Here is a 25,872-nt window from a genome sequence, read left to right as displayed (position 1 = left end):
ATGCCATGTCTTTTTATCCTAAGCTAGTTTAGCTTTGTAGTAGTTAATTACGCCTCCAGAGAGGAGAAGATCGATTTGGCGATCGCTGAGGGAGTGAGTAACTTGGTAGGAGTGTTGTTTCTTGAGATTCTTGACAGTAAGGTCTTTTTTCTCTTTCACAGCTTCACGCAAACCAGAAATTTCAATCGTGTCTCCTTCATCGATTGTATTGTAGTCATCAGGGTTAACAAATTCTAAAGGGACGATCCCAAAATTAACTAAATTTTGCCAACCTATGCGAGCATAAGACTTAGCTAAAACAGCAATTTGTCCGAGATAGCGAGGTGCGATCGCCGCGTGTTCGCGACTGGAACCTTGGGCGTAATTGTCTCCAGCAATGATAATGTGACCACCTGCTTTTTCTTGCGCTGTTTTTGCCCGTTCGGAGAAGGTTTCATCCATCAAATAATAGACAAATTGACTAATCCCAGGAATGTTACTGCGGAAAGGCAAAACTCGCGCCCCAGCAGGCATAATCTCGTCAGTGGAAATATTATCTCCCACTTTCAGTAAGACAGGAACTTCAGCGCGATCGCATAACGAGTCAAATTCCGGGAAAGACTTAATATTCGGTCCTTTTTCTAACTCGATTTGGCTACCATCTTCTGGGGGTGGAACCAACATCTCAGTATTGACAATTTCCGCTTCTGGGGCGACGAATTGGGGATAACTCATGTTATACAGTTTTTCCAAATCGCGAGGATCGGTAATTTTCCCAGTCAAAGCCGCAGCCGCAGCCGTTTCCGGACTACACAAATAAACTCGATCGTCCGCAGTACCCGAACGTCCCGGAAAATTGCGGGGCATCGTCCGCAAGGATATTTGATGAGAAGCAGGGGCTTGTCCCATTCCGATACAGCCGAGACAGCCAGCTTGGTGAAAACGCGCCCCTGCATGGATTAAATCCAAAAATGCGTCTCCCATCGCCGCCAGATTTTCAATGACTTGACGAGAAGTAGGATTAACATCAAACGAAGTGCGATCGCAACTGACTTTTCCTTTCACAATTTGACTGACAATCCAAAAATCTCGCAGTCCGGGGTTAGCAGAAGAACCAATCACCACTTGATTAACTTCTCGTCCCTCAACTTCGCGAACTGGAACTACATTCCCAGGAGAAGAAGGACAAGCAATTAAAGGTACTAACTCGGAAAGATTAATCTCTTCATGTAGATCGTATTCTGCATTTTCATCAGCGACAATTTCCAGCCAATCTGACTCTCTGCCTTGAGATTTCAGAAAGCGTTTTATCTCTAAATCTGAGGGAAAAACTGTCGTCGTCGCGCCTAATTCGGTACCCATATTCGCAATTACATGACGATCCATTGCACTCAAACATTCTAATCCCGGACCGTAATATTCAATAATTTTACCCCTGCCACCATCTACATCATAACGGCGCAACATCTCCAAAATTACATCTTTAGCACTAACCCAATCAGGCAATTTTCCCGTTAATTTTACGCCCAAAACTTGCGGCATTTTCACATACATTGGTTCGCCAGCCATCGCCAAAGCCACATCAATTCCGCCAGCCCCAAAAGCCAGCATTCCCATTCCCCCAGCCGCCGGAGTATGACTATCTGAACCGATTAAAGTTTTCCCCGGAATTCCAAAACGTTCCATGTGAACTGCGTGGGAAATACCGTTCCCGGGGCGACTATACCAAACACCAAAACGCTGACAAGCAGACCTGAGAAATAAATGATCGTCAGCATTTTTATAGTCAGTTTGTAATAAATTATGATCGACATATTGCGCCGAAAGCTCAGTTTTTACCCGCTCTAATCCCATTGCTTCCAACTCTAGCATCACCATTGTTCCCGTGGCATCCTGGGTTAAAGATTGGTCAATTTTCAGTCCGATTTCTTCTCCTGGTGTTAGGGAACCGGAAACAAGGTGAGATTTAATTAACTTTTGGGTAACGTTTAAACTCATGAGGATTTTATTTGTCAGCAAACGATAACAGAATTGATTTTTCAATTCGCCTAAAAATTAAGATGTCAGAAACTGCCCAGATTCACATCTTCCGGAATGAGGATAATTCAGTTTTTTCCTGCTAATCGAAACGAAATTAGCCCACAAATTTAGCTCTGATTGGGAAAAGCCTCAAGTTGGTGGGTAATGGTCAAAATTTTAGTTAAACATCGTCGGTCGCGAGAATAGAGAACTTAGAGTAAAATATGTCAAGCAGCCGCGATTGACCCAGTAGCGCCAGCACCCGAAAGGTATCTTGTAGTTTGAGAAAATTTCTCACTTTCGCTCATTCCAGGAGTCAAATTGTGTTGGAAATCACCCAGACAAACCCAACGAATAGTTACGCGATCGCTTTTTTTCTGCTCTTTCTGAATAATTTTTACCTATTATTGCTATATTGTAATTGTCAGCAAACTCAAGTTTAACTTTTTGTAGTGGATTAATCAGTAGCAAATAACTCTCAATGAACCACGAGAAGTTACCAGCCAAAGGCGACCTTTTAATTGTAGATGACAATCCTAATAATTTACGACTTTTAGCTACTATGCTCGTTGCACAAGGATATAAAGTCCGCAAAGCTATTAACGGGCAACTCGCTTTAAACGTAACTAAAACTGCACGTCCCGAACTGATCTTACTAGATATTAATATGCCGGAAATTAACGGCTTTGAAGTTTGCAAACAATTGAAAGCAGATCCACAAACCAGTGAAATACCGATAATTTTTTTGAGCGCGCTCCACGAAGCAGAAGATAAAGTAAAAGCTTTTCAGGTAGGTGGTTCTGATTATATTACTAAACCGTTTCAATTTCCCGAAGTTTTGGCGCGTGTTGAAAATCAGCTCGCTCGACAAAACTTACAAATTAAGCTTCAAGAACAAGCTCGTAAACTGGCATTACAAAACCAAATTCTGCAACAAGAAATTGAAGAAAGAAAACGAGTAGAGGCTGAAATTCGCTTTTTATTAACTACCAGTAAAGCAATCGGTAACTCCCCCGATTTTCATGCCGCTTTAGAAGTAACTTTGCGTCAAGTTTGTGAAATAATTAATTGGGATTTTGGCGAAGCTTGGATACCCAACGAACGACGAGGTATACTCGAATCAAGTCGAGGTTGGTATGGACTGAATCCCTCTCTAGAAATATTTCGACAAAAAAGCGAAAAGCTAACTTTTGCTCCTAATGTGGGACTTCCAGGTAGGATTTGGTCATCCCAGCAACCAGAATGGCTGGAAGACGTTTCTAATGTATCTAAGAAAGTTTGCGTTCGTTCTCAAATAGCGAAAAAAGTTGGCTTAAAAGCAACTTTTGGCGTGCCAATTATTGTTGACAATCTTGTCTTAGCAATTATAGTTTTCTACAAGCAAAATCCTCTAAAATCAGAACCGCGTTTAGTTGAATTAGTCCAAGCAGTGGCCGAGCAATTAGGTTCGCTCATTCAACGCAAAAAGGCTGAAGCAGCTATCTTAGAGGTAAATCAAGAACTGCAACGAATTGCTAACATTGATGGTTTAACTGGAGTTGCTAACCGCCGCAAATTTGAGGATTATTTACATAGTGAATGGCGGCGGATGTTTCGCGAAAAATCACCTTTATCTCTCGTTTTTTGTGACGTTGATTTTTTCAAAAATTATAACGATACCTATGGTCATCTCGCTGGAGATGATTGTTTAAAAAAAGTTGCTCGAGCAATTGAAAATAATCTCAAAAAACCGGGGAATTTAGTCGCTCGTTATGGTGGCGAAGAATTTGCCGTAATTTTGTCAAATACTGATGCCGAAGCGGCGGTTTGTATTGCCGAAAATATTCGTTTATCAGTAGAAAATTTAAAAATAATTCACCAACAGTCTCCAGTTAGTAAATATGTAACTTTGAGTTTAGGTGTGGTTAGTAAAATTCCTACTCTTGACTTTAATAGTTCAGCCTTGGTCGCTTTGGCTGATGAGGTACTTTATCAAGCCAAAAAACAGGGAAGAAATCGAGTCGTGCAGAAAAAATTGCTCGGCAATGATTCCCAAAACCGTGAGAAGTAAAAATTAAGAAAATCACCAATGCGCAAGCGAAATCAAAGAAAAGACTAACTAATCCGTAACTAGAAGCGGAAAACCGATCCTCAAAGTTGAACCTAGTTTAAATCAGTTGCTAAACTAAATTAAGGTCAAGAGATAATAGTATTAGTCTCCTCTAAGGAAGCAAAATATGCCGTCAACCGCTTTACTGATAACCAAAGAACTGCCTAATTTACAATACACAGCAACAAAAGAAAGATTTGACGAAAGTTGGCAGGCTCCCCTCTCTACGTTACTCGGATTAGGACGTGCCGCCGGTGCAGACGCGATCGAATTTTTCCTCGAACGAGTCCACTACATTAGCTGTCTGGCGGAAGATGACACGATTACCAGTATCACCCCTAGTCTGTCTACAGGTGCAGGAGTGAGAGTGTTTCGGGGTAAAGCTGACTGCTACGTCAGTACGAACGATTTATCATTTTCTGGTTTAAAAGCAGCTTTAGAAAAAGGACTTTCGATTCTCGGATTGCAACTACCTGGACCAAATGCTTACATTAGCGAAGTTAACTTAGAACTGCTGAGGGATTATACCAAAGCCAAAGGAAAAGAAACCTGGCTATCTCAGTCTAGTACCATTGCTGAAATGGGCGAACTTCTCCTCGATGCCAATGCAGCTTTGCATCAAAAAGCCAATCGCGTACAATCAAGACAAGCTCGCTATTTCCGCGATTGGCAAGAAATTTTGGTTGCAGCTAGTGATGGTACTTTTGCTCGCGATATTCGCCTGACTCAATCGGTAGGTTATAATTTGCTTTGCGCTGATGGCGCGCATCGGGCTTCGATGAGTCATCGGGAAGGCAATACCAGCGACCCCGGATTTTTGCGTAATTGGAACTATCAAGCGGCGGCGGAAGAAGTAGCTGAGTCTGCCGGAAAAATGCTTTATGCTGATTACGTCGAATCGGGAACTTACCCGATTATCATGGCAAATCAGTTTGGTGGTGTGATTTTCCACGAAGCTTGCGGACATTTGCTCGAAACCACCCAAATCGAGCGGAAATCAACTCCTTTTAGCGATAAAAAAGGCGAAAAAATTGCTCATGAAAGCTTAACTGCTTGGGATGAAGGACTTTCTGACCATGCCTTCGGTACAATCGATATGGACGACGAAGGTATGCCAGCCCAAAGAACGTTATTGATTGAAAATGGCGTTTTGAAGAATTTCTTAGCAGACCGTGCGGGTTCGATGCGTACTGGACATCCGCGAACTGGAAGCGGTCGCCGTCAAAATTATACCTATGCGGCGGCATCGAGGATGCGAAATACTTATATTGCGCCTGGTGATTACGCGGTTGAGGATTTATTTGCCTCAATCGATAAAGGAATTTACTGTAAGAAAATGGGCGGTGGTAGCGTCGGGGCTACAGGCGAGTTTAATTTTGGCGTTTCTGAGGCTTATTTGATTGAAAATGGTCAGGTAACGAAACCTCTTAAGGGAGCAACTTTGATTGGCGAAGCAACCGAAATTATGAATAAGATTTCGATGTGTTCTCAAGATTTGGGCTTGGCTGCTGGTTTCTGTGGTTCGGTGAGCGGTAGTATTTACGTTACCGTGGGACAACCCCATTTGAAGGTTGATTCGATTACTGTTGGTGGTAGGTAAGCCCATTACAACCAAAAATCCGCAAGCGGGCGGTAGAAAAGTTACTCAAACAAGATTTTTTATTGACAATGGTTCAAATTAAAGAACTAGCAACCCAGGCTGAAGAAATCGCTCACAAACAAGGTATCAAAAAGTTTGATATCTACGGTTCCTCTGTAGATGAAACTAGAGTACAAGTAGACCAGGGCGAACCGAAACAAGTCAAAGCTTCTAATCGTTCGAGTGCGATCGTTCGGGTTTGGAACGAAAATAATACGATGGGTGTAACTTCGACGACAGATGTTGACCCCCAAGGAATAGAATTAGCTTTGAAAACTGCCTATGAGGCGAGTTTCTACGGGGTGAAGGAGAATATACCTGATTTTAGTCCCGAAGCTATGGCTCCGACTAGGGAGATCTCCAATGAAAAAGCAGCTTCTGCACCTGTGTCAACTTTAATCGATAAGCTCATCGCGACTGAAAAACAACTTTTAGAAGCTCATCCAGCGATTAAAGGAGTCCCTTATAACGGTTTAGCACAACAAGAACGCGATCGCTTTTATCTCAACAGCGATGGGGCGATGCGTAATGAAGCTCGCTCTTACGCTTCGATCTATTTGTACAGCAAAACCGAAGTCGAAGGCAAAAAACCTCGCTCTGCTGGTAGCTTTAAAGTTAGCCGCAGTTTAGATAATTTGGATATTCAAGGTTGTCTCCAAGAAACTGCCGCAAAAACTATTAGCCATCTTAACTACCGCAAAATTAAGTCTGGTAAGTATCGAGTTGTCTTTTCTGGCGATGCTTTCTTAAGTTTGTTAGCTGCTTTTTCTAATTTATTTAACGCCCAAAAAATCCTTGACAACCAAAGTCTTTCTACTCCAGAATCTTTAGGACAAGAAATTGCTTCTCGTTTACTTTCTGTGTGCGATGATGCTTGGCATCCAGATAATGTAGCTGCGGAAACTTTTGACGGTGAAGGTACGCCCACCCGTCGCGTACCCATTATTACCGATGGTGTTTTAACCAATTTTCTTCATAGTGCGGGAACGGCAAAACGGCTGAATACTCAACCCACAGGAAACGCTAACATCGGCGCTAAAGTAACAGTTAGCTCGAATTTTTATCATGTTTTTCCTGGCAAACCTGCACCGCAAGTATATCGTTTAGAAGATGCTGAGAATGTGATTTTAATTGATGATTTACAAGCACTTCATGCAGGGGTTAATGCTCTCCAAGGTTCATTTTCGCTACCTTTTGATGGTTGGATTGTCGAACAAGGAAAATTCACCAGTATTGATTCGGCAACGGTGGCGGGAGATTGGTTGGAATTGCTGAAATCAATTATTTTTGTCGAGTCGGATTTAGAATTGACTCCCGGAGGAGTTTGTCCCCGAATTTGGGTTGATTCACTCTCAATTACGGGCGAATAAGTTGTTAGTTTCTTGCGAAAGCGTCTTGCGAGCGGGTAAGGTTTGAGAAATGTTCTTTTTCCTGCTCCCGCTCGCAGCGATCGCATTTGTCTGTTATATTAGCACTCCTTGATTTTCCGTTTCGAGGTGCGATCGCTACCCGGAAAATCATCTCGGTATTTACCTGTACCCTCACCATCAATCCCGGACGCACAATTGTCTAGTCTAAAATATAGTCAAATATAAACAAGACTTGGATTGTTATTCTGGGAATTAGACGATAAATATCGCTATTGCTAATGAAAATTAAAGTAGTAAATTATACATCCAAGCCGAAATCCTTGAATTCGCCCAATTCAGATGACGCGATCTATTTCTCTTTAACTAAATAACAATTAATCAATTATTCTTTAATTATAAAAAATTCTTTAACTTTTCAGTACCTATACTGAGATAATTCGTTACCATAAACAAAAATCTTTTTTCCTTCCGTAAGTTCCCGGAGCTAAATCAATGAAACTATCGTGGTTGAAGTTTTGCTCTTTACTTTCCTTAATCGGAATAATCACTAATAATCCTGTTTTAGCTCAATCAATTACTCCAGCCACAGACGGTACAGGTACAATTATCAGTATTGATGGTCAAGAATTTTACATCGAAGGCGGTAGTTTGTCCGGAGACGGAACTAATTTATTCCACAGTTTCGAGCAATTTGGACTATCTTCCGAACAAATTGCTAGCTTTCTTTCTCACCCGGAAATTCGCAATATTTTAGGGAGAGTAGTCGGCGGAGATCCTTCCATAATTAACGGTTTAATTCAAGTTCTCGGCGGCAATTCTAACCTTTATTTAATTAACCCCGCCGGGATTGTTTTTGGCGCTGACGCTCAATTAAACGTTCCTGGAGACTTCTTCGCAACCACCGCTACAAGAGTTGGTTTTGGGGAAGATAATTGGTTTCAGGTTTTTGGGACAAATGAATATCAAAATTTAGTTGGTAATCCTAACATATTCGCCTTTGATTTAGCCACCGGAGGAGTAATAATTAATGCTGGGGACTTAAGCGTCACTCCAGATAGTAATTTAACCTTACTTGGTGGTAGCGTAATTAACACCGGAACTCTCAGCGCCCCCGGAGGTAATATTACCATTGCCGCCGTCCCCGGAACTAATTTAGTGAGAATTTCTCAAGCCGGACAACTGTTAAGTTTAGAAATAGAAATTCCTACGGATAACACCGGACAAGATTTACCAATTACACCCTTAGATTTGCCCAGATTACTAACAGGTACTGGTGTGGAAACTGGCTTAACAGTTAATCCCGATGGTACGGTTCAATTAACAAATTCTAACGTAATTTTGCCGCATAATCTTAGCGAAACTGCGATCGTTTCTGGTAGTTTAGATGGCTCTAATTCCCTAGGTGGCAACCTCGATATTTTCGGAACCAAAGTAGGAATTATTGGCGCAAATATTAACGCTGACGGCACAATTGGCGGCGGTAATATTAGAATTGGCGGCGATTATCGAGGCTTGGGAACTGTACCAAATGCCTTGCGTACTTTTGTCAGCAATGACTCAACAATTAGCGCCAATGCTTTGAGTTTAGGTGATGGTGGAAGAGTCATAGTTTGGGCGGATGAAGTAACAGGATTTTACGGTAATATTACTGCTCGTGGTGGAGTAATTTCCGGTAACGGTGGCTTTGTTGAAATCTCAGGGAAAGAAGATTTAATCTTTGTTGGAAGTGTAGATTTGAGTGCCGTAAATGGTAATTTGGGAAGATTATTATTAGACCCGACTGATATTCTTATTGATGATACAGATCCAGAAAGCGCAGGAGTTGCAGCCGCCTTACCTGATATTTTAGCTGCTGATTTTAACGGGAATCCAATCACTATTTCCTCAGCAACTTTAGAAGGACTTCCTGATACTGCTGATGTAATTTTGGAAGCCACTAATGATATTACAATTGGCGATATAACCGATGGTATATTAACTTTTGCTCCAACTCAAGGTTTTGGCGGTGATATTAGTTTTATAGCAGATGCTGATAATAATGGTATTGGTGACTTTACCATGAATATTGTTGATACCATCGAAGCAGCAGGAAGAAATATTACTATCGAAGCAGGTGGAAATATCACCGTTGGTACTATCGACACCAGTAGTGGTTTTCCTGGAGGTGCAATTACTCTTACTGCTGGTGGTGATATTACTACAGGACTTATTGATTCTAGGTCTGATAATAATGATGGAGGAGCGATAACTATTACTGCTGGTGGTGATATTACCACAGATTCCGTTGTTGCTAGTTCCTTAGATGATGGGGCTGGTGGTGGTGGTTTAGGAATTCCAGATGTAGATGGTAATGGTGGCAATATTTCAATTATTAGTCAAAATGGCGATTTTGTCATTACTCAAGTAGTATCTAATGCGATTGATGGTGATGCAGGAACTATAGAAATTACCACGGCTGGTAATATTAACTTAGGAGCAGTTTTCGCCATTTCTACTGATGGTGATGGTGGCGCGATCGCTATTAACTCTGGTGCTAATATTACAATCAATCCCGATCTTGCTGCTCTTTTTATCGACGGTAATGCTCTAGATTCTAGTTCCGATACTGGCAATGGTGGCGCGATCGCACTGATTGCTACTGATACGATTAATATAGCAGGTATTACTGCTACTGGTGGGAATCAGGGTGGAGATATCAATATTACTGCTGATGAATTTAATGTTCTTGATAGTATAGGTGTTCTACCAGTCGATAATATTATCAGCAATGATGCTACTCTGCTAATTCAGACAGTAACACCCGAACAAGATATTAATCTCGGTGACGGAGGAGATGCAGGAATTGCTAGCCTCGATCTTACCATTGCTGAGTTGGCTACAATTCAACCTGGTTTCAACTCGGTTATTATTGGACGTGCCGATGGTAGCGGTACGATTACTGTAGTTGACGATGTGGCGTTTAACAATCCGACGACGCTGCGATCGCCTAATCCTGGAGGTACAATTGTTACTAATGGTATTATTACTACTGATGGTGACGGCACATTTACTAACGACTTGACTTTAGACGCTGGAGATGTAGTCGATATTAATGCTGATATCTCTACAGTAGGTGGAGTCTTAACTATTACCAGTGGTGGCGATATTGACAGCAATGGTACCATTCTTAACTCTACTGCTGAAGGAGATTCCGGTGCAATAAATTTGACAGCAACAGGTAATATTATTACCGGAGAAATTTCCTCTATTAAAGGAGATGATGGCGATGCAGGAGATATAGCTGTTACTGCTGGTGGCGATATTATTACAGCTAATATTGATTCTAGCGCCGAACGTGGTGCCGGAGGTGCAATTTCTGTCACTGCTGGTGGTAATCTTAGCACAGACAATCTTAATAGTTCCGGAGCTACTCAGGCGATCGCTGGTAATGCAGATGGTGGTATTATTTCCTTAACTGCTGGTGGCGATGTTTCCATCTTAAATGTTGATTCTAGTTCCCCGGCTGGCGACGGAGGAAATGTTACCGTTGAAGCTGGAGGATTTATCGCTACTGATATTATTTTCTCTAACTCCGATACTGGTATTGGTGGGACAATAATTTTATCAGCCCTAGATTTTATCAACGTTAACGACATTATCTTATCTAGCGGTAATCTTAATAGCGGTGCAGTTACTATTGACGCTGGTACTAATGTTACCACCTATGTAATTGATGCTCGTTCTGACATGGGAAATGGTGGCATAATTTCTCTCTCTGCTGCTAATAATCTTCTCACAGATTCTCTCCTAACTAATGAAGCAGCAATTACTTTAATTGGTAACGAAATTGACTTTATTTCTTTTGAAGGAGGTGACGTAATTGTCACCTCCAATAACGACTTAATTATTCAACCAGCAACACCCGGACAAAATATCAATCTTGGCGCAACAGATGATTCCGGAATTAATACTTTGACCTTGACAAATCAGGAAATTAATGCTATACAGCCGGGCTTTAATTCCATCACAATTGGTAGGACAAACGGCACGGGTGCAGTGACAATTTCCGGAGAACTAGATTTCAGCACAATTACGCCTAATCTTACCATCAATGGCGGCGATACTACCTTTAATAACGGCATTATTTTAGGCAATAATAGCACGCTTAATCTGAATACAGGTGCAATTAGCAGCGCCCCAACTGGACTCGATATTACTAGCAATATTTTAAACCTTAATGCCACAGGTTCAGTGGGAACAATTAACAATCCTTTAGAATTACAAGTTAATCAGTTTCAACCCAATGTAGCCGGAGACTTATTTGCACGCAATAACACAAATCTTAATCTCCGCATAACTAACATTCAAGGTAATCTCGATCTTACTGCTGATGGAGCAATTACCGATAGTGGTAATCTCACTATAACTGGTACAGCCAACTTGACAACTACGGCTGCTAATTTAGGCAATGTTTCCTTCACTAATTCCGGCGATACAGTTTTCGGCGATAGTATTATTGGTGGTAACTTAATTGTCAATTCTGAGGGTACAGTTTCGCAAAATGGCGAGATTCAAGTTGCAGGGGAAGTAATTATTAATGCTGCCGATGGTACCCTGGAATTTAGTAATACAGTTACCCCCTTTATTACCTTACCTAACGGTGACGTAATTGTGAGCGGAGTTGGGGAAGTTGCTATTCCCGAAACCCCAATTAATGGCAATCTTACCGTTAATAGTCTCGTTGCTGGGGAACAATTTACAGAAGTTTTTAATAGCGATGCCATTATTTTAGACCAACCCGGTAATTCTTTCGCTGGTACAGTTAGGATTAATACAGTTACTTCTGATATCGATAATGTCACCGCTACACCCAGTATTGTGCAAACAACACCACAAACAATTCCTGGGAATGTTACTTTAAATGCGACACCAGCAGGAGATATTACTCTTACCGAAGCTAACAATCAATTTGGTACGTTAGCTATTATCGGACAAAATGTTGCTATTACTGAAAACGATGCCGTCGATTTAACTACCTCTGTTATTTCTGGTAATTTAGATCTTAGCGCCAATGGTGCCATTACCGATAGTGGAGATGTCTTGGTTGGGGGTGTTGCGACTCTTTCTGGAAGTAATATTAACCTCGATAATGCGAATGATTTTAACACCGTTGCTTTGGTTCAAGGAAATAATGTTATCCTCAACGATATCAATAATTTAGATTTGGGTAATTCCAATCTTACAGGTAGTTTAAATCTTACTACTGCGGGGACTATTACCGATAGTGGTAACTTGAATATTGCCGGAATAACGACGATAAATTCTGGCGTTGGCGATATTATTCTCAACAATAATAATCAATTTGGAATCCTGCAACTTACAGGTAATAATGTCAATATTAATGAAAATGCACCGACAGAGTTAGGTTTGGCTAATATTACAGGTAATTTGATGATTACTTCCACGGGTGCGATTACCGATAGCGGCGTTTTAACTGTCGGTGGAGATGCTACTTTTACTACCAGTTTAGCTAATACTGGCGGTGTCTTTTTGTTGAATTCTGGGGAGACAATTTTAGGGACTATCTTTGTCGGTGGTGATTTAGCTATCGACTCGGAAGGTAATGTTTCTCAAGTGGGAGTTATTCAAGTTGCAGGTGATATTGATATTGATGCACCCCAGGTTAATCTCGATCCAAATGCGAGTAATATTTTTTCGGTATTTACATTTCCTAATGGTGATGTTGTAGTTAGCGGTGTGGGAAATGTCGAGATACCTTCGCAAACAGTTACAGGTGATTTGACGGTTAATAGTTTAGCTTCGGGGGAAGCATTTGACGGCATTTTTGCGGGTGAAGCGATTACTTTAAATCAAGCGGAAAATAATTTCGGTGGTACGGTTAATTTTACGACAGCGACACCAAATTTAACTAATATTACCGCTCCAGCTAAGATCTCGCAAACTGGGGCTTTGAATGTGACGGGTGTGACGATTTTGGATGCAACTCCCACAGGAGAAATAACTCTGGATAACGCAAATAATCAGTTTGGGAATTTGCAAATTATTGGACAAAATGTAACGATTGTCGAGAATGATGCGGTTATTCTGGATGCGTCAAATATTTCGGGTGATTTGAATGTTACTGCGAAGGGAATAATTACTGATAATGGTGACTTACAGGTTGCGGGTGTGACTAGCTTGGATGCGACGGGGAATGATATTATTCTTGATAACGAGAATGATTTGAATACTGTTTCGGTTATTAGCGCGGAGGATGTTATTCTCAATGAGGTTAATAACTTAGACTTAGGCGATAGTAACATTAATGGGACGTTATTGCTTACTGTTGGTGGGAATGTTACCGATAGCGGTAGCTTGAATATTTTGGGGAATACGAATATTGATGCTGCTGGTAGTATTCTCCTGGATAATCAGCATAACTTTAGCACGGTTTTCTTGACTAGCACTGAAGATGTGATTTTGAATGACAGTGATGAGTTAGAGTTGGGAGATATTGATGTTGCGGGTGATTTTCAGGTGACGACGAATGGTTTCCTTAGCGATATTGGGATCTTAACTGTCGCGGGTGTTACTAATATAGATACAACGGGGAATGATATTACTCTCGATAACGATAACGACTTCAATATTGTTGGAATAACCAATGCTAACGATGTCATTCTCAACGACATCAATGACTTACAGTTGGGAGACACTAATATAACGGGAAACCTAGATATCACCACAAATGGTTTCCTTAGCGATATTGGTATAGTAACTGTCGCGGGTATTACTAATATAGATGTGACGGGTAACGATATTACTCTCGATAACCAGAATAATTTTAACGCGATCGCTCTCAACAATGCTCAAGATGTCATTCTCAACGACATCAATGACTTACAGTTGGGAGACACTAATATAACGGGAAACCTAGATATCACTACAAATGGTTTCCTTAGCGATATTGGTATAGTCACCGTCGCGGGTATTACTAATATAGATACAACGGGGAATGATATTACTCTCGATAACGATAACGACTTCAATATTATTGCGATAACCAATGCTAACGATGTCATTCTCAACGACATCAATGACTTACAGTTGGGAGAGACTAACATAACGGGAAACCTAGATATCACCACAAATGGTTTCCTTAGCGATATTGGGGTAGTAACTGTCGCGGGTATTACTAATATAGATGTGACGGGTAACGATATTACTCTCGATAACCAGAATAATTTTAACGCGATCGCGATCGCTAATTCTCAAGATGTCATTCTCAACGACATCAATGACTTACAGTTGGGAGAAACTAACATAACGGGAAACCTAGATATCACCACAAATGGTTTCCTTAGCGATATTGGTATAGTCACCGTCGCGGGTGTTACTAATATAGATGTGACGGGTAACGATATTACTCTCGATAACCAGAATAATTTTAACGCGATCGCGATCGCTAATTCTCAAGATGTCATTCTCAACGACATCAATGACTTACAGTTGGGAGAGACTAACATAACGGGAAACCTAGATATCACCACAAATGGTTTCCTTAGCGATATTGGTATAGTAACTGTCGCGGGTGTTACTAATATAGATACAACTGGGAATGATATTACTCTCGATAACCAGAATAATTTTAACGCGATCGCTCTCAACAATGCTCAAGATGTCATTCTCAACGACATCAATGACTTACAGTTGGGAGAGACTAACATAACGGGAAACCTAGATATCACCACAAATGGTTTCCTTAGCGATATTGGGATAGTAACTGTCGCGGGTGTTACTAATATAGATGTGACGGGTAACGATATTACTCTCGATAACGATAACGACTTCAATACCGTCTCAGTAATTAGCGCGGGAAATGTTATCCTCAACGATATCGATGACTTAGACTTGGGAAATATTAATCTCGATGAGAATCTCAATGTCACCGCGAATGGCATAATTACCAATAGTGGAGAGTTGAACATTCTCGGTACAACTACCCTAGATGCTAATGGTAATGATATTATTCTCCTGGAACCAAGCGATTTGACTTCGGTAACTATTGTTAGTGCAAATAATCTGGTGTTAAATGACCCAGATAGTTTAGAGTTAGAAGAAATTAACCTTACCGGGAATCTAGATGTCACCGCAGGTGGGACAATAACCGATAGCGCTAATTTGGTTATTGGTGGAATTACGACTTTGAATGCGAATGACAATGATATCATTCTCGATAATGACCATGATTTTAATACGGTAGCTATCCTCGGCGCGAATAATGTTATCCTCAACGATATTAATCAGCTAGATTTAGGAAATGTGGATGTTTCTGGGAATTTGGGAATTACTGCAAATGGGATAATTACCGCTAGTGGGGTGGTAAATGTCGCAGGTTTAGCAAGTTTCGCGACTGGGGGAAACGATCTCATCCTCGATAATCAGCATAACTTGAATAGTGTGGCGATCGCTAACGCTAATAATGTCATTCTTAACGATATTGACAATCTTGATTTGAATAATCTCAATATCGCAGGTACTTTAGATGTTACCGCGAATGGGACTATTACTAATAGTGGTATTGTTATCGTCCCCGGAATTGTCACTTTCGCTACCACTGGGGATATTATTCTCGATAACAGTCACGACTTTAGCACGGTAGTTGTTACGAATGCGAATAATCTTACCCTCAGCGATCGCAACAATCTCGATTTGGGTGAAACTAATCTTACTGGTAGTCTTAATCTTACTGCGGTGGGGACGATTACCGATAGTGGTATCGTCAGCTTTAACCAAACCAGTAGCTTTACCACCACCGGAGATATCACTCTCGATAACTTAAATGCTAGCGGTACAATTAATCTCACTACTCTGGGAAATGTTAACTTAGTCAACGCTACCAATACTAATCTCGGTGAAGCAGAAATTGGGGGAAATTTCAACATCATCAGTAACGGTATTTTGTCAACCACCGGAAGTATTAATGTTGCTGACGATATCAACTTTCGCGCAACCGATCTCGAATTGAATAGTAATGTCGCCGGAAATGGTACGCTGAATATAGCCCCAATTAACGAATCTAGCCAAATCGGAATTGGAAGTGTAACCGGGGAATTAGACTTAAGTGGAAGCGAAATTGCTAATTTAGTCGATGGGTTTGCGAATATAGCGATCGGATCGGCAGAGGGAAATGGTACAATTACCGTTGGTAACGATAATCTCGTCTTTTCCGATCCGGTAACGATTCAATCTCCTCTTGGTTCGATTCTCATTCAAGGCGATCTTCTTGCTGTCGATAATGCTTCTGTAACTTTTATCGGTGATATCAGTCTTCACGCTAACCTAACTACCACCAACCAAGACTTAAATTTTCAAGGAAATACCCTCATCGTCAACAACCCTCTCCTCGTCAGCGACGGTGGTAACGTCAACTTTAATGGTACTCTCAACGGTAACTCATCCTTAACAATCAACGCGGGAACGGGAAATATTACCTTTACAGATAGCGTCGGAAATAGTCAAAACTTAGGCAACCTGAGAATTAACAACAACGGCACCACTGTATTTAACAGTACCATCAACGCGACCAGCTTGAACATCGGCGGCGGCGGCACAACTCAACTTAACGGTAACGTCACCACCATCAACGCACAAAATTACGACCATGAGATAATTATCAATAACGATCTCTTCATTACTACTAGCAACGGCGATCTTAACTTTACCAACATTCTCGACAGCGCTGCCCAGGAAAATTATGACTTGACAATTTCGGCGGGCAATGGTAAAATATCCTTGGGGAGGTATTGGGGTCAAAAATTTGCCCTCGCTAACTTAAGGCTAAACAGTACAAATGACCTCTCAACAGCAGGAATAACCGCCCAAAACATCAACGCTACATCTGGGGGAAACATCACCGCCACGGACACCATAACCGCCACATCTGGGGGTAGCGTCAACCTAAATGCCATTGGAGACGTAACCACAGCCGACATCATCACCACCGGAGGAAGTCTCAACCTTAGCAGCAGTGAAGGTATAGTAACCACAGAGAATTTAACCACATCGGGAACCACAGGGGGAGAGATCTTTGTCAACGCCCTTATCGCCATTCAAACCGGAGAAATAGACAGTAGTGCAACTGTAGGGAATGCAGGTAACGTCTTTCTCGATCCGATCGCCGATATCGAAGTTACCTTTATTAACGCCCAAGGAGGCACAGCCGGTCAAGGGGGAGAAGTAGATATAACCGCCGGGAGATATTTTCGCGCCACCGGAAGTTTTCGCGATCGCCACGGGAACAATAGTAGTATCTCCACAATTGGCAGTAACGGTAACGGCAATATTATCATCAGACACGGCGCAGAAGGAGACATACCCTTCATCATCGGCGATTCTAGCACAAACGGCACAGCCGGAATCATCACCAGTGGCACATCAACCTTGCAACTCGGCGAAATTTTCCCCTACACCATTCAGCGAGGTAATATTGGCTTAATCGGAGTAGAAGCCCCTCCCAGAGCTGAAACCCCAGAAATAGAACCCACACCGCAACCATCAATCATCCAACCATTAATAACCGAAACCTCAAGCAACCAACTAACAGGAGAAACACCTTTTACAGCCAACGAAACCTCATTTGCACCCACCGACATTAGCCAAATACCAGAAGAAACAGAAGTTAGCGAAACCGCAGCAGAAGAAATACTTCCACAAATTAATCAAATAGCCACAACAGCAACTATCCCCAGCGTCAGCTTACAAGAAATAGAAACCAACTTCACCGACACATTTACCACTTATTTAGGCTTAGAAGAAGTCCCCCAAGTCAACACCGACGAAGCCGGAAAAATCTTAGCCAATGTCGCCCAGCAAACCGGAACCAAACCCGCCTTACTTTATGTAGTTTTTGTTCCCCCGACCGTAAAAGGAACTATTAGGAAACCAGAAGAAATCACCCTAGAATTAATCTTAGTAACCCCCCAAAATCAAACCATTCGCAAACAAGTTCCAGGAGTCACCAAAGCCAAACTCATCGAAGTAGCAAACAGCTTTCGTCGGGGAGTCACCGATGTCCGGCAGCGCCGTCCCTACCTGGAATCAGCACAACAATTATATCAGTGGTTAATTGCCCCCGTTGAAGCAGATTTAGCGGCACAAGAAATTAATAATATTGCCTTTATTATGGATGAAGGCTTGCGTTCTTTACCTGTGGCTGCACTCCACAACGGCAATCAATTTGTAGTAGAAAAATACAGCGTCGGCTTAATGCCCAGTTTGAGTTTAGCTAATACAAATTACCGCAATCTCAAGCAAATGCAAGTATTAGCAATGGGAGCAAGTGAATTTAGCGACCAAAGCCCTTTACCTGCGGTTCCCATAGAGTTACAATTGATTGCCGGAAATTTATGGCAAGGGCGCTATTTTTTGAATGAAGAATTTACTGAAAAAAACTTAAAAACCGCGCGAAATTCAGCAGCTTATGGTATAATTCATTTAGCAACTCATGGCGAATTTAAAGCAGGAGAACCGAGTAATTCTTACGTGCAATTTTGGGAGCGCAAATTAGAACTAACCAAATTGCGTCAGTTAGAATTAAGTAACCCGATAGTGGAATTATTAGTATTAAGTGCTTGTCGAACCGCAGTTGGCGATCGCGAAGCCGAATTAGGATTTGCAGGTTTTGCCGTCCAAGCTGGTGTAAAATCAGCATTAGGTAGCCTCTGGTATGTCAGCGACGAAGGTACGCTCGGTCTAATGACAACCTTCTATCAACAATTACAACAAGCCCCAATTAAAGCAGAAGCACTGCGACAAGCCCAATTAGCCATGATTCAAGGTCAAGTTAAGTTAGAAGGAGGAAAATTAATTACCGGAGAGCAAAGTTTTGATTTACCCTCTAGTTTAACTGTTGTCGGCGATAAACAACTAAATCATCCTTATTACTGGAGTGCCTTCACCATGATTGGTAGTCCCTGGTAAGCTCGCGTCTGTTTAATCCGTTTAAGGAAATAGAAGTACGACTAGCCAAAATACAGTTGAGAATTGTTGAGTTTTGAGATGCAGGATTTATTAGCTTTTTGTTATTATAGGTTACTTGGTGTTTTTTTTTGAGTTATTATGCCTTCTGCTAGAGAAATCAGGATGCTTCAAATTCTTGAAATTAGAAAGAAAGCTGCGGCTGAGGAGAAAAAAGCAGACGCTGCACCTACTGAGGCTGAGAAAAAGCCAGATGTAGAAGCGGATGCCGATCTTAAAGATAAGGTGGATGCTACATCCACTGCGAAGCGTCGGAAAAAGGTTAAGAAAAAGGCGGCTACTTCTACCCCTGCTGAGGTTCCAGAGCAAGCTAAAGTAGATGATACTGAAGAGAAAGTAGATTTAGATACCTCGGCTGAGGTAGAAGAAACTGAGACAACGCTAGAAGTAGCACCAGCAGAAAAAGCCCCTACTCCTGCATCGGCTGAGGTAGAAGAAACCGAGACAACACTAGAAGTAGCACCAGCAGAAAAAGCCCCTACTCCTGCATCGGCTGAGGTAGAAGAAACCGAGACAACACTAGAGGTAGCACCAGCAGAAAAAGCCCCTACTCCTGCATCGGCTGAGGTAGAAGAGAAAACTGCGGATGCAGACGCATCTGGAGATGCTGAGGAGAAGGAAGAAACGAAAGAAACTTCACACTACTTCCAAGGTATCGGGACATTATACGGTCAAGCATCGCGACGAGATGATGGTGAAATGATGATTTCCATAGGAGAACATCAATTTCGCTTGTCTTTTCGTCCGGGAGGAAAGTATAACTTTAGCAAACAACTGCAAAATAATCCCTCAACACCCTTGTTCCTGCGAGTTTATCCCAAAGTATTATATATCCCCAGGAAACCACCAGAAATGTATTTTGTCGTGGTAGCTTGGTGTGAAGAAAATCAATGGGAAACCGAACCGGGACAGTTTACTCTCTGTGGAATTTGGCAGTTTATCGCTCCTTCTCGCTTACCTGTAATCTCAATTTATCGTAATCCTGAAGCTCCCGACCCTACTAAAAAATTTAAAGCAACGCACGTACCAATTAGAATGAGACGCGAAGGAGAGGTACAGCCATTTAGATTTAACCCGAAAACACCCAAAGAAGACTTGCCGAAAAAGTGGTTTATACAAGGAAATTTTCGCTTTCTACCAGAAGGTAATTGTTTTGAGTGGGTGGAAGATATCGAACCTCCTACTGATGAAATTCCTCGCTATAAAAAGCCATTTAAAGTTAAGCCTAAATTCTCGAACAAGAAAAAGCCCTCGGATCGGAAAAATTTCTCGAACAAGAAAAAGCCCTCGAAGAATAAACCAATCCAGAAAAAGTAATCTAGATTACTAATGTTTGCGATCGGTAATGGTATAACTATTTTATCGCGATCGCCATTTCTCAACCTCTAGCTTCAAGATTAGGATAAGACTTGGGCTGCACTATCTATGGGCTTTTTCGACCAATTACGACTATTAAAAACTGAAGTTAGTACATTTGTACGACCGGGAAAATAATCTCTGAATCGCAGTTAAACTAAGGTGAGTAAGCAGCACAAATCGCTTTTCCTGCTGTCAAAAAGTATTCAGCATATTCGGGAGGTTGTACAACCTTAACTTCTCCATCAAACCCTAAAATCCAACGCTTCAAATCTACATCTGACAACGACCACTTTGGTAAGATTACTTGCAACCGATTCGGAAATTTTTCAGATCCAGTTAGAGATAGAACAAACAAAGATTTATCAACAAGACTATTTTTCTCTCTCGGTGGTGACATCTTCATTTTCCCAACAGGAAATCGCTGAGTACCTTCACTAACAAAACGAAAAATTCGGTCACTTATCCATAATTCTAGCAGAATTTCAACGCTAGCTCTTACAGCTTTTTTACTACTTAGATATTTTCGCTGTTCGCTGACACTATTTCCTAAATAAATTCCCGGTGTTGCTGCATACAATTTCATTAACTTCTGACAAGCTCTTTTTTGCTCAAGATGAGGGCGATTTTTGCCAGTATTTCTTCCTAAAAATAGTCTGTCTAAACGATCAAATCTTAACAATTTATCGTCACTACCACCAACAATTTCAAATCCTAAATACCAAGCAATATTATGAAACACTAATTGTAAAGGATAAGCTTGAAAAAAACCTTCTTTATCCACCGCAAATTTACCAACTCCCGGAAACCGATTTAGTTCGAGTAATTCTCCAGTTTCAATTGCTTCTTCAACTCGTTCGGGATTTTTAGCTAGAGCTGAAAATGGTAATTTTTCACTGTTAACAATTGCTCTTGTTCCCATTATTCGTACTGGATAAGTATCAGTTTCAGTTAAAAGTTGACTAGCTTCCATTCTTTCGCGGAAAGTTTCGTAAATTTCTAGTTCGACTGGGTTGTCTAAATGATGGGTTTGAGATTGTACTAAGCGAAATAATTTCTGTAATTCTCGCGGACTGAAAATTGCTGTTCCTGCATAATAGCCGCGTCGTAGAGGCTTTTCTGGTAAAATTTGATAAGGTTTGAGGATTTTTTCGATGTCTTTACGGAGACTATCGCGGGAAACAAAGTCAAATACTTTTGCGCGAATCATTTGCGCGATTAAATTTTCTTGAATAGTGAGTTCTGGGTCGCGCAAAAAGGGATGATGGATCAGAAAGCGGATAGTTTTTAGTAATCTTTGAAATGGCTCTATATCTGAATATTGATGAGTAATTAGATTGGGTTGGTCGAGTAAATTTAGTTCTAATTCGTTAGATTCTGATTGGGAGTTAACTTGGTTAGTTTTTTGAGCTGAAATCGGCTGAAGAAAGTGATTTTTTTCTAACCATTCTAAGTCCCTAGCAAGATACTTTTCTTCACCATACACTTTTCCAGCAAAATGCTTGACAAATAAACTAATTTCTGCTATATATGTTTTAATTGGGGGAATCTTACCAAAAATCGCAGCTAAAGTTTCCGGTTGGTTAACGTGCATGGCGCCGATACCCGGATAACGTAAAATTAAAGAAATTAAATGCAATAAGCGTTCAAAGTCGATTAATCGAGAATATTCGTGTAATTGAATTTGACGGTGATGGGTACGATTATGACGGTTAATTGAGGTGCGCGATATTTGCTGTGGTATCTTCTCAATTAGAGTTTGTAAATCGAACTCTTTTTGACTAAAATCAACTCGATTGACAACAGTAAACCCTTCGGCTGGTATCGGTGGAAAGCGTTTCAAGGATTCTGCCATACTCTTAATTACTACTTCTGGTACTTGGCGCGATCGCTTTCTATTTCTTTCCTGACAAATCTTAACTTCCGTATCCAAATACCACCCAATCAATTCTAGCTCGAAATCAGCCAGCTTTTGCACCATATCCAGCCGATAACAGCGTTTAGCATTAGTCGCATCATAAATTATATCCTTATCCCTAGCGATATTAACAGCAAATTGAACTAGCGCCTCCCTCTCAATTTCCTCCCAACTTCCTTGAATCGTCTGGGAACCGTATAATTGTTCCCGTATCCTATCCGTAGAGACAATTGCAGTATTAGGTAGCAACTCCACCAATTGACTAGCAAAAGTAGACTTTCCACTACCCGGAATACCGATAAGAAAATGACACAGTAGTTTTTTCGACATCTAACCAGAATTAATAACTAGCTAAACTCAATATAAGTCAGGGCTAACCTTCACCGCGCTTTTTCCGTGCGAATCACGAAACTAATTTCTGGCTCTAATTCTATACCATATTTACCTCAAAAAGTCAAAGGCAACCCGACCTGTTTCCGTGAAAATAACTTAATTAAAGTACAACCAGGCGAAAAAGCAAAAGGCTCGACAAACACAGGAGGAAACCATGACTTACATTGAGCAATTGTATCCCTGGCGAATTGTGCGAAACTTCCCTAACTTCCAAAACCAAGTAGTAGCCAAATTTCGCCGACGTAACGATGCACTCGCTCATCTACAAGTCTTACAAAGGTTAATCCCCAGTGCAACTTTTGCAGTTATTTTTGACCCTTCCACAGAGTCAAAATCGCCATCTGAGTCCGAATGACCAAGAATAATGGGTTAAGCCCCGTCCTTATAGGACGGCTTTGATGCTATTCTAAGAAAGTAGCCTGGTACAGACAGGATTCGTCGGTACTGTCTTAAGTTGACGACGTAAAGCGATACCAGTACATGAGGCGCGAACAACCTCTTAAAAAACGCACCGGACTCGACAGAGTACCGAAAACCAGTGGTTAAGAAATTTGCTTTTTCGAGTATCGTGGGGCGCACGAGAATTTACGCTTGGGGAGATATATCCCACTGGAACTAATTGCCGCTCTTGATAAAATTGCTTTTTTGTTAATTTGTCAAGGGAGGGGTCGAATCGGCGAGACTGATTCCTTTTAGTTGTAAGGAGTGTCGTTGAACCAAGAATCCCCGCGCCTTTAGGCAGGGGAGCGTCAAGATGCTCAAGTAACTTAAAAAAGAGAAGAAAACTACATCTAGCCCGCTTCGTCGGGCTTTCTTTCATCCTCATTTTCGAGGGAGTCTAAGAATCGCTGAAATGCCCATTCTTGCGTCGAGTGCTACCAACCCCAGTCAGTGTATGACTTTCAAGCTTTCAAGTGAGACAATTAATGACACTAATTCTCAATTACTCGGCTACTGACTTGACCCCCGGAATTTTACTAGGTTATAATCCTCTCAGTAAGCGGGTTCTAGATCGACCCTCTTCTGACTTCTTCGGAAGTTGAATTAATGGAAACAATCGATCCGCCACGACCCATTATGGTAATGTGCGACGCTTCTGACTTCTTCGGAAGTTGAATTAATGGAAACCGTGTCCGGTGGGCATCCGCGATAAATGGTGATACCTTCTGACTTCTTCGGAAGTTGAATTAATGGAAACAATAGGCAACAGCCAAAATTTCAGCGTTGTTATCATCTTCTGACTTCTTCGGAAGTTGAATTAATGGAAACTCTTGTGTCCGGGGGACAGCCCCAGTATGTAGTCGTGCTTCTGACTTCTTCGGAAGTTGAATTAATGGAAACGTTCCTGAACTGGGGTCTCGGTCCCCAGTAATGCTTGAATCTTCTGACTTCTTCGGAAGTTGAATTAATGGAAACACGGTCAACTATTTCGGTACCGCGAGGGGTTATGAGCTTCTGACTTCTTCGGAAGTTGAATTAATGGAAACATTCTGTAGTGGTAGCGCCAGTTTCCTGGGCCAAAACGTCTTCTGACTTCTTCGGAAGTTGAATTAATGGAAACTGGACCTGGCCCTCGTCTTGGAGACGGGGAGGGAAGGCTTCTGACTTCTTCGGAAGTTGAATTAATGGAAACTTTTTTTTAAAGAAAACCCAATCGTTCATAGTGATTTTCTTCTGACTTCTTCGGAAGTTGAATTAATGGAAACAACGGCCAAAATCTTGGCATTGTTAGCATTTAGGAAACTTCTGACTTCTTCGGAAGTTGAATTAATGGAAACTAGTAAGGGAGCAGCTTAGCTCCCTAAACCACAACTTCTGACTTCTTCGGAAGTTGAATTAATGGAAACCCGCTGGCCGTCTCGTTTCCAAGTGATGTTCTCGCAGCTTCTGACTTCTTCGGAAGTTGAATTAATGGAAACCCGATAAGCAACATGTGCCCATCATATTCTCCTCCTTCTGACTTCTTCGGAAGTTGAATTAATGGAAACGTACCAGCTAGGTTGGTAACCCTTTTTAACTTTTGGCACTTCTGACTTCTTCGGAAGTTGAATTAATGGAAACTATTTCCCTGAATCATCAGAACGGACCTGGATGTCTTCTGACTTCTTCGGAAGTTGAATTAATGGAAACTGCTAGAATCTTCCCGGGATCCGCAGCATCCAGGAAAAAACTTCTGACTTCTTCGGAAGTTGAATTAATGGAAACGTGGAGTGCCCTAACTGAGGGTACTCGGGATAGGATACTTCTGACTTCTTCGGAAGTTGAATTAATGGAAACGATGTCCAATGGGACACGAGCCTGTGCAACCTCGATGATTGCTTCTGACTTCTTCGGAAGTTGAATTAATGGAAACGTGTCCGGGGGACAGCCGTAGTACGTCGTAACGTCCTTCTGACTTCTTCGGAAGTTGAATTAATGGAAACCGAGGGGGCTTGAACGCTGTTTCCAGCTATAGCCATCACTTCTGACTTCTTCGGAAGTTGAATTAATGGAAACCGGTATAATTTGCCAGGTATGGCTCCAAGTTTTTTCTTCTGACTTCTTCGGAAGTTGAATTAATGGAAACATGAAGAGCTGAAAAAAGTTGCTTGAATGTTTTTTCGACACCTTCTGACTTCTTCGGAAGTTGAATTAATGGAAACGTTACACCGCGGCTGAGGAGCAGGCTGCTCCTGGCGCTTCTGACTTCTTCGGAAGTTGAATTAATGGAAACCATATTGCCCCCGCCTGCAAGCAGTTATTCCGGTCTTCTGACTTCTTCGGAAGTTGAATTAATGGAAACCCTCCCAGGCCTTCTTGGCCTCCTCTTGGGAAGCGTCTTCTGACTTCTTCGGAAGTTGAATTAATGGAAACCAGAATTGCAGCTTTTTTTTCAGCTGACTCTTTTAATTCTTCTGACTTCTTCGGAAGTTGAATTAATGGAAACCGTCATCAGCAGGGGAAGGCCCCTGACCTAAGCTTCTGACTTCTTCGGAAGTTGAATTAATGGAAACCCTGTCCAGTTGTTGGGTCAACCTCGCAAACTTGCTTACACTTCTGACTTCTTCGGAAGTTGAATTAATGGAAACCCGTAAGGCTCCCCCACCCCCCC

8 protein-coding genes and 1 CRISPR repeat array are annotated in these 25,872 nt (G+C 41.6%); of the genes, 6 read left to right on the top strand and 2 right to left on the bottom strand.

All coding sequences use genetic code 11. The annotated features are described in order from the left end of the window. Nucleotides 1–18: 18 nt before the first annotated feature. Nucleotides 19–1,977 carry an aconitate hydratase gene (locus G3T18_RS19415; RefSeq protein WP_224412241.1) on the bottom strand — a complete coding sequence of 653 codons (1,959 nt, stop codon included), beginning with the start codon at nucleotides 1,975–1,977 and terminating at the stop codon, nucleotides 19–21. 502 nt (nucleotides 1,978–2,479) lie between these two features. Between G3T18_RS19415 and G3T18_RS19410 the strand changes: the two genes are divergently transcribed. The 5 genes from G3T18_RS19410 (at nucleotide 2,480) to G3T18_RS19390 (ending at nucleotide 20,431) form a co-directional block, all read left to right on the top strand. Next, a complete protein-coding gene (locus G3T18_RS19410) occupies nucleotides 2,480–4,048 on the top strand; it encodes a diguanylate cyclase domain-containing protein (protein WP_224412240.1) in 1,569 nt (522 codons plus the stop codon). 166 nt (nucleotides 4,049–4,214) lie between these two features. Then, complete coding sequence (locus G3T18_RS19405; RefSeq protein ID WP_224412239.1) at nucleotides 4,215–5,687, top strand: TldD/PmbA family protein; 1,473 nt, start codon at nucleotides 4,215–4,217, stop codon at nucleotides 5,685–5,687. A 68-nt stretch (nucleotides 5,688–5,755) separates the two neighbouring features. Then, complete coding sequence (locus G3T18_RS19400) at nucleotides 5,756–7,096, top strand: TldD/PmbA family protein (protein ID WP_224412238.1); 1,341 nt, start codon at nucleotides 5,756–5,758, stop codon at nucleotides 7,094–7,096. Between the two features lie 492 nt (nucleotides 7,097–7,588). Further along, complete coding sequence (locus G3T18_RS19395; RefSeq protein ID WP_224412237.1) at nucleotides 7,589–19,057, top strand: CHAT domain-containing protein; 11,469 nt, start codon at nucleotides 7,589–7,591, stop codon at nucleotides 19,055–19,057. A gap of 162 nt (nucleotides 19,058–19,219) precedes the next feature. Further along, the gene (locus G3T18_RS19390; protein ID WP_224412236.1) at nucleotides 19,220–20,431 is read left to right on the top strand and encodes a hypothetical protein; all 1,212 of its coding nucleotides are present in this window, start codon (nucleotides 19,220–19,222) and stop codon (nucleotides 20,429–20,431) included. A gap of 196 nt (nucleotides 20,432–20,627) precedes the next feature. Here the strand turns inward: G3T18_RS19390 and G3T18_RS19385 are convergent, their stop codons facing one another. Further along, a complete protein-coding gene (locus G3T18_RS19385) occupies nucleotides 20,628–22,718 on the bottom strand; it encodes an ATP-binding protein (protein WP_224412235.1) in 2,091 nt (696 codons plus the stop codon). 217 nt (nucleotides 22,719–22,935) lie between these two features. Here G3T18_RS19385 and G3T18_RS19380 point away from each other — a divergent pair, with 217 nt between their 5' ends. Next, nucleotides 22,936–23,136, top strand: coding sequence for a hypothetical protein (locus G3T18_RS19380; RefSeq protein WP_224412234.1), 201 nt, complete (start codon nucleotides 22,936–22,938; stop codon nucleotides 23,134–23,136). 665 nt (nucleotides 23,137–23,801) lie between these two features. Beyond that, nucleotides 23,802–25,849: a CRISPR direct-repeat array (repeat unit 35 nt; unit sequence CTTCTGACTTCTTCGGAAGTTGAATTAATGGAAAC). Nucleotides 25,850–25,872: the final 23 nt, after the last annotated feature.

The organism is Oscillatoria salina IIICB1 (assembly GCF_020144665.1).
GTDB lineage: Bacteria > Cyanobacteriota > Cyanobacteriia > Cyanobacteriales > SIO1D9 > IIICB1.
This window is presented reverse-complemented; position numbering and strand designations above follow the sequence as displayed.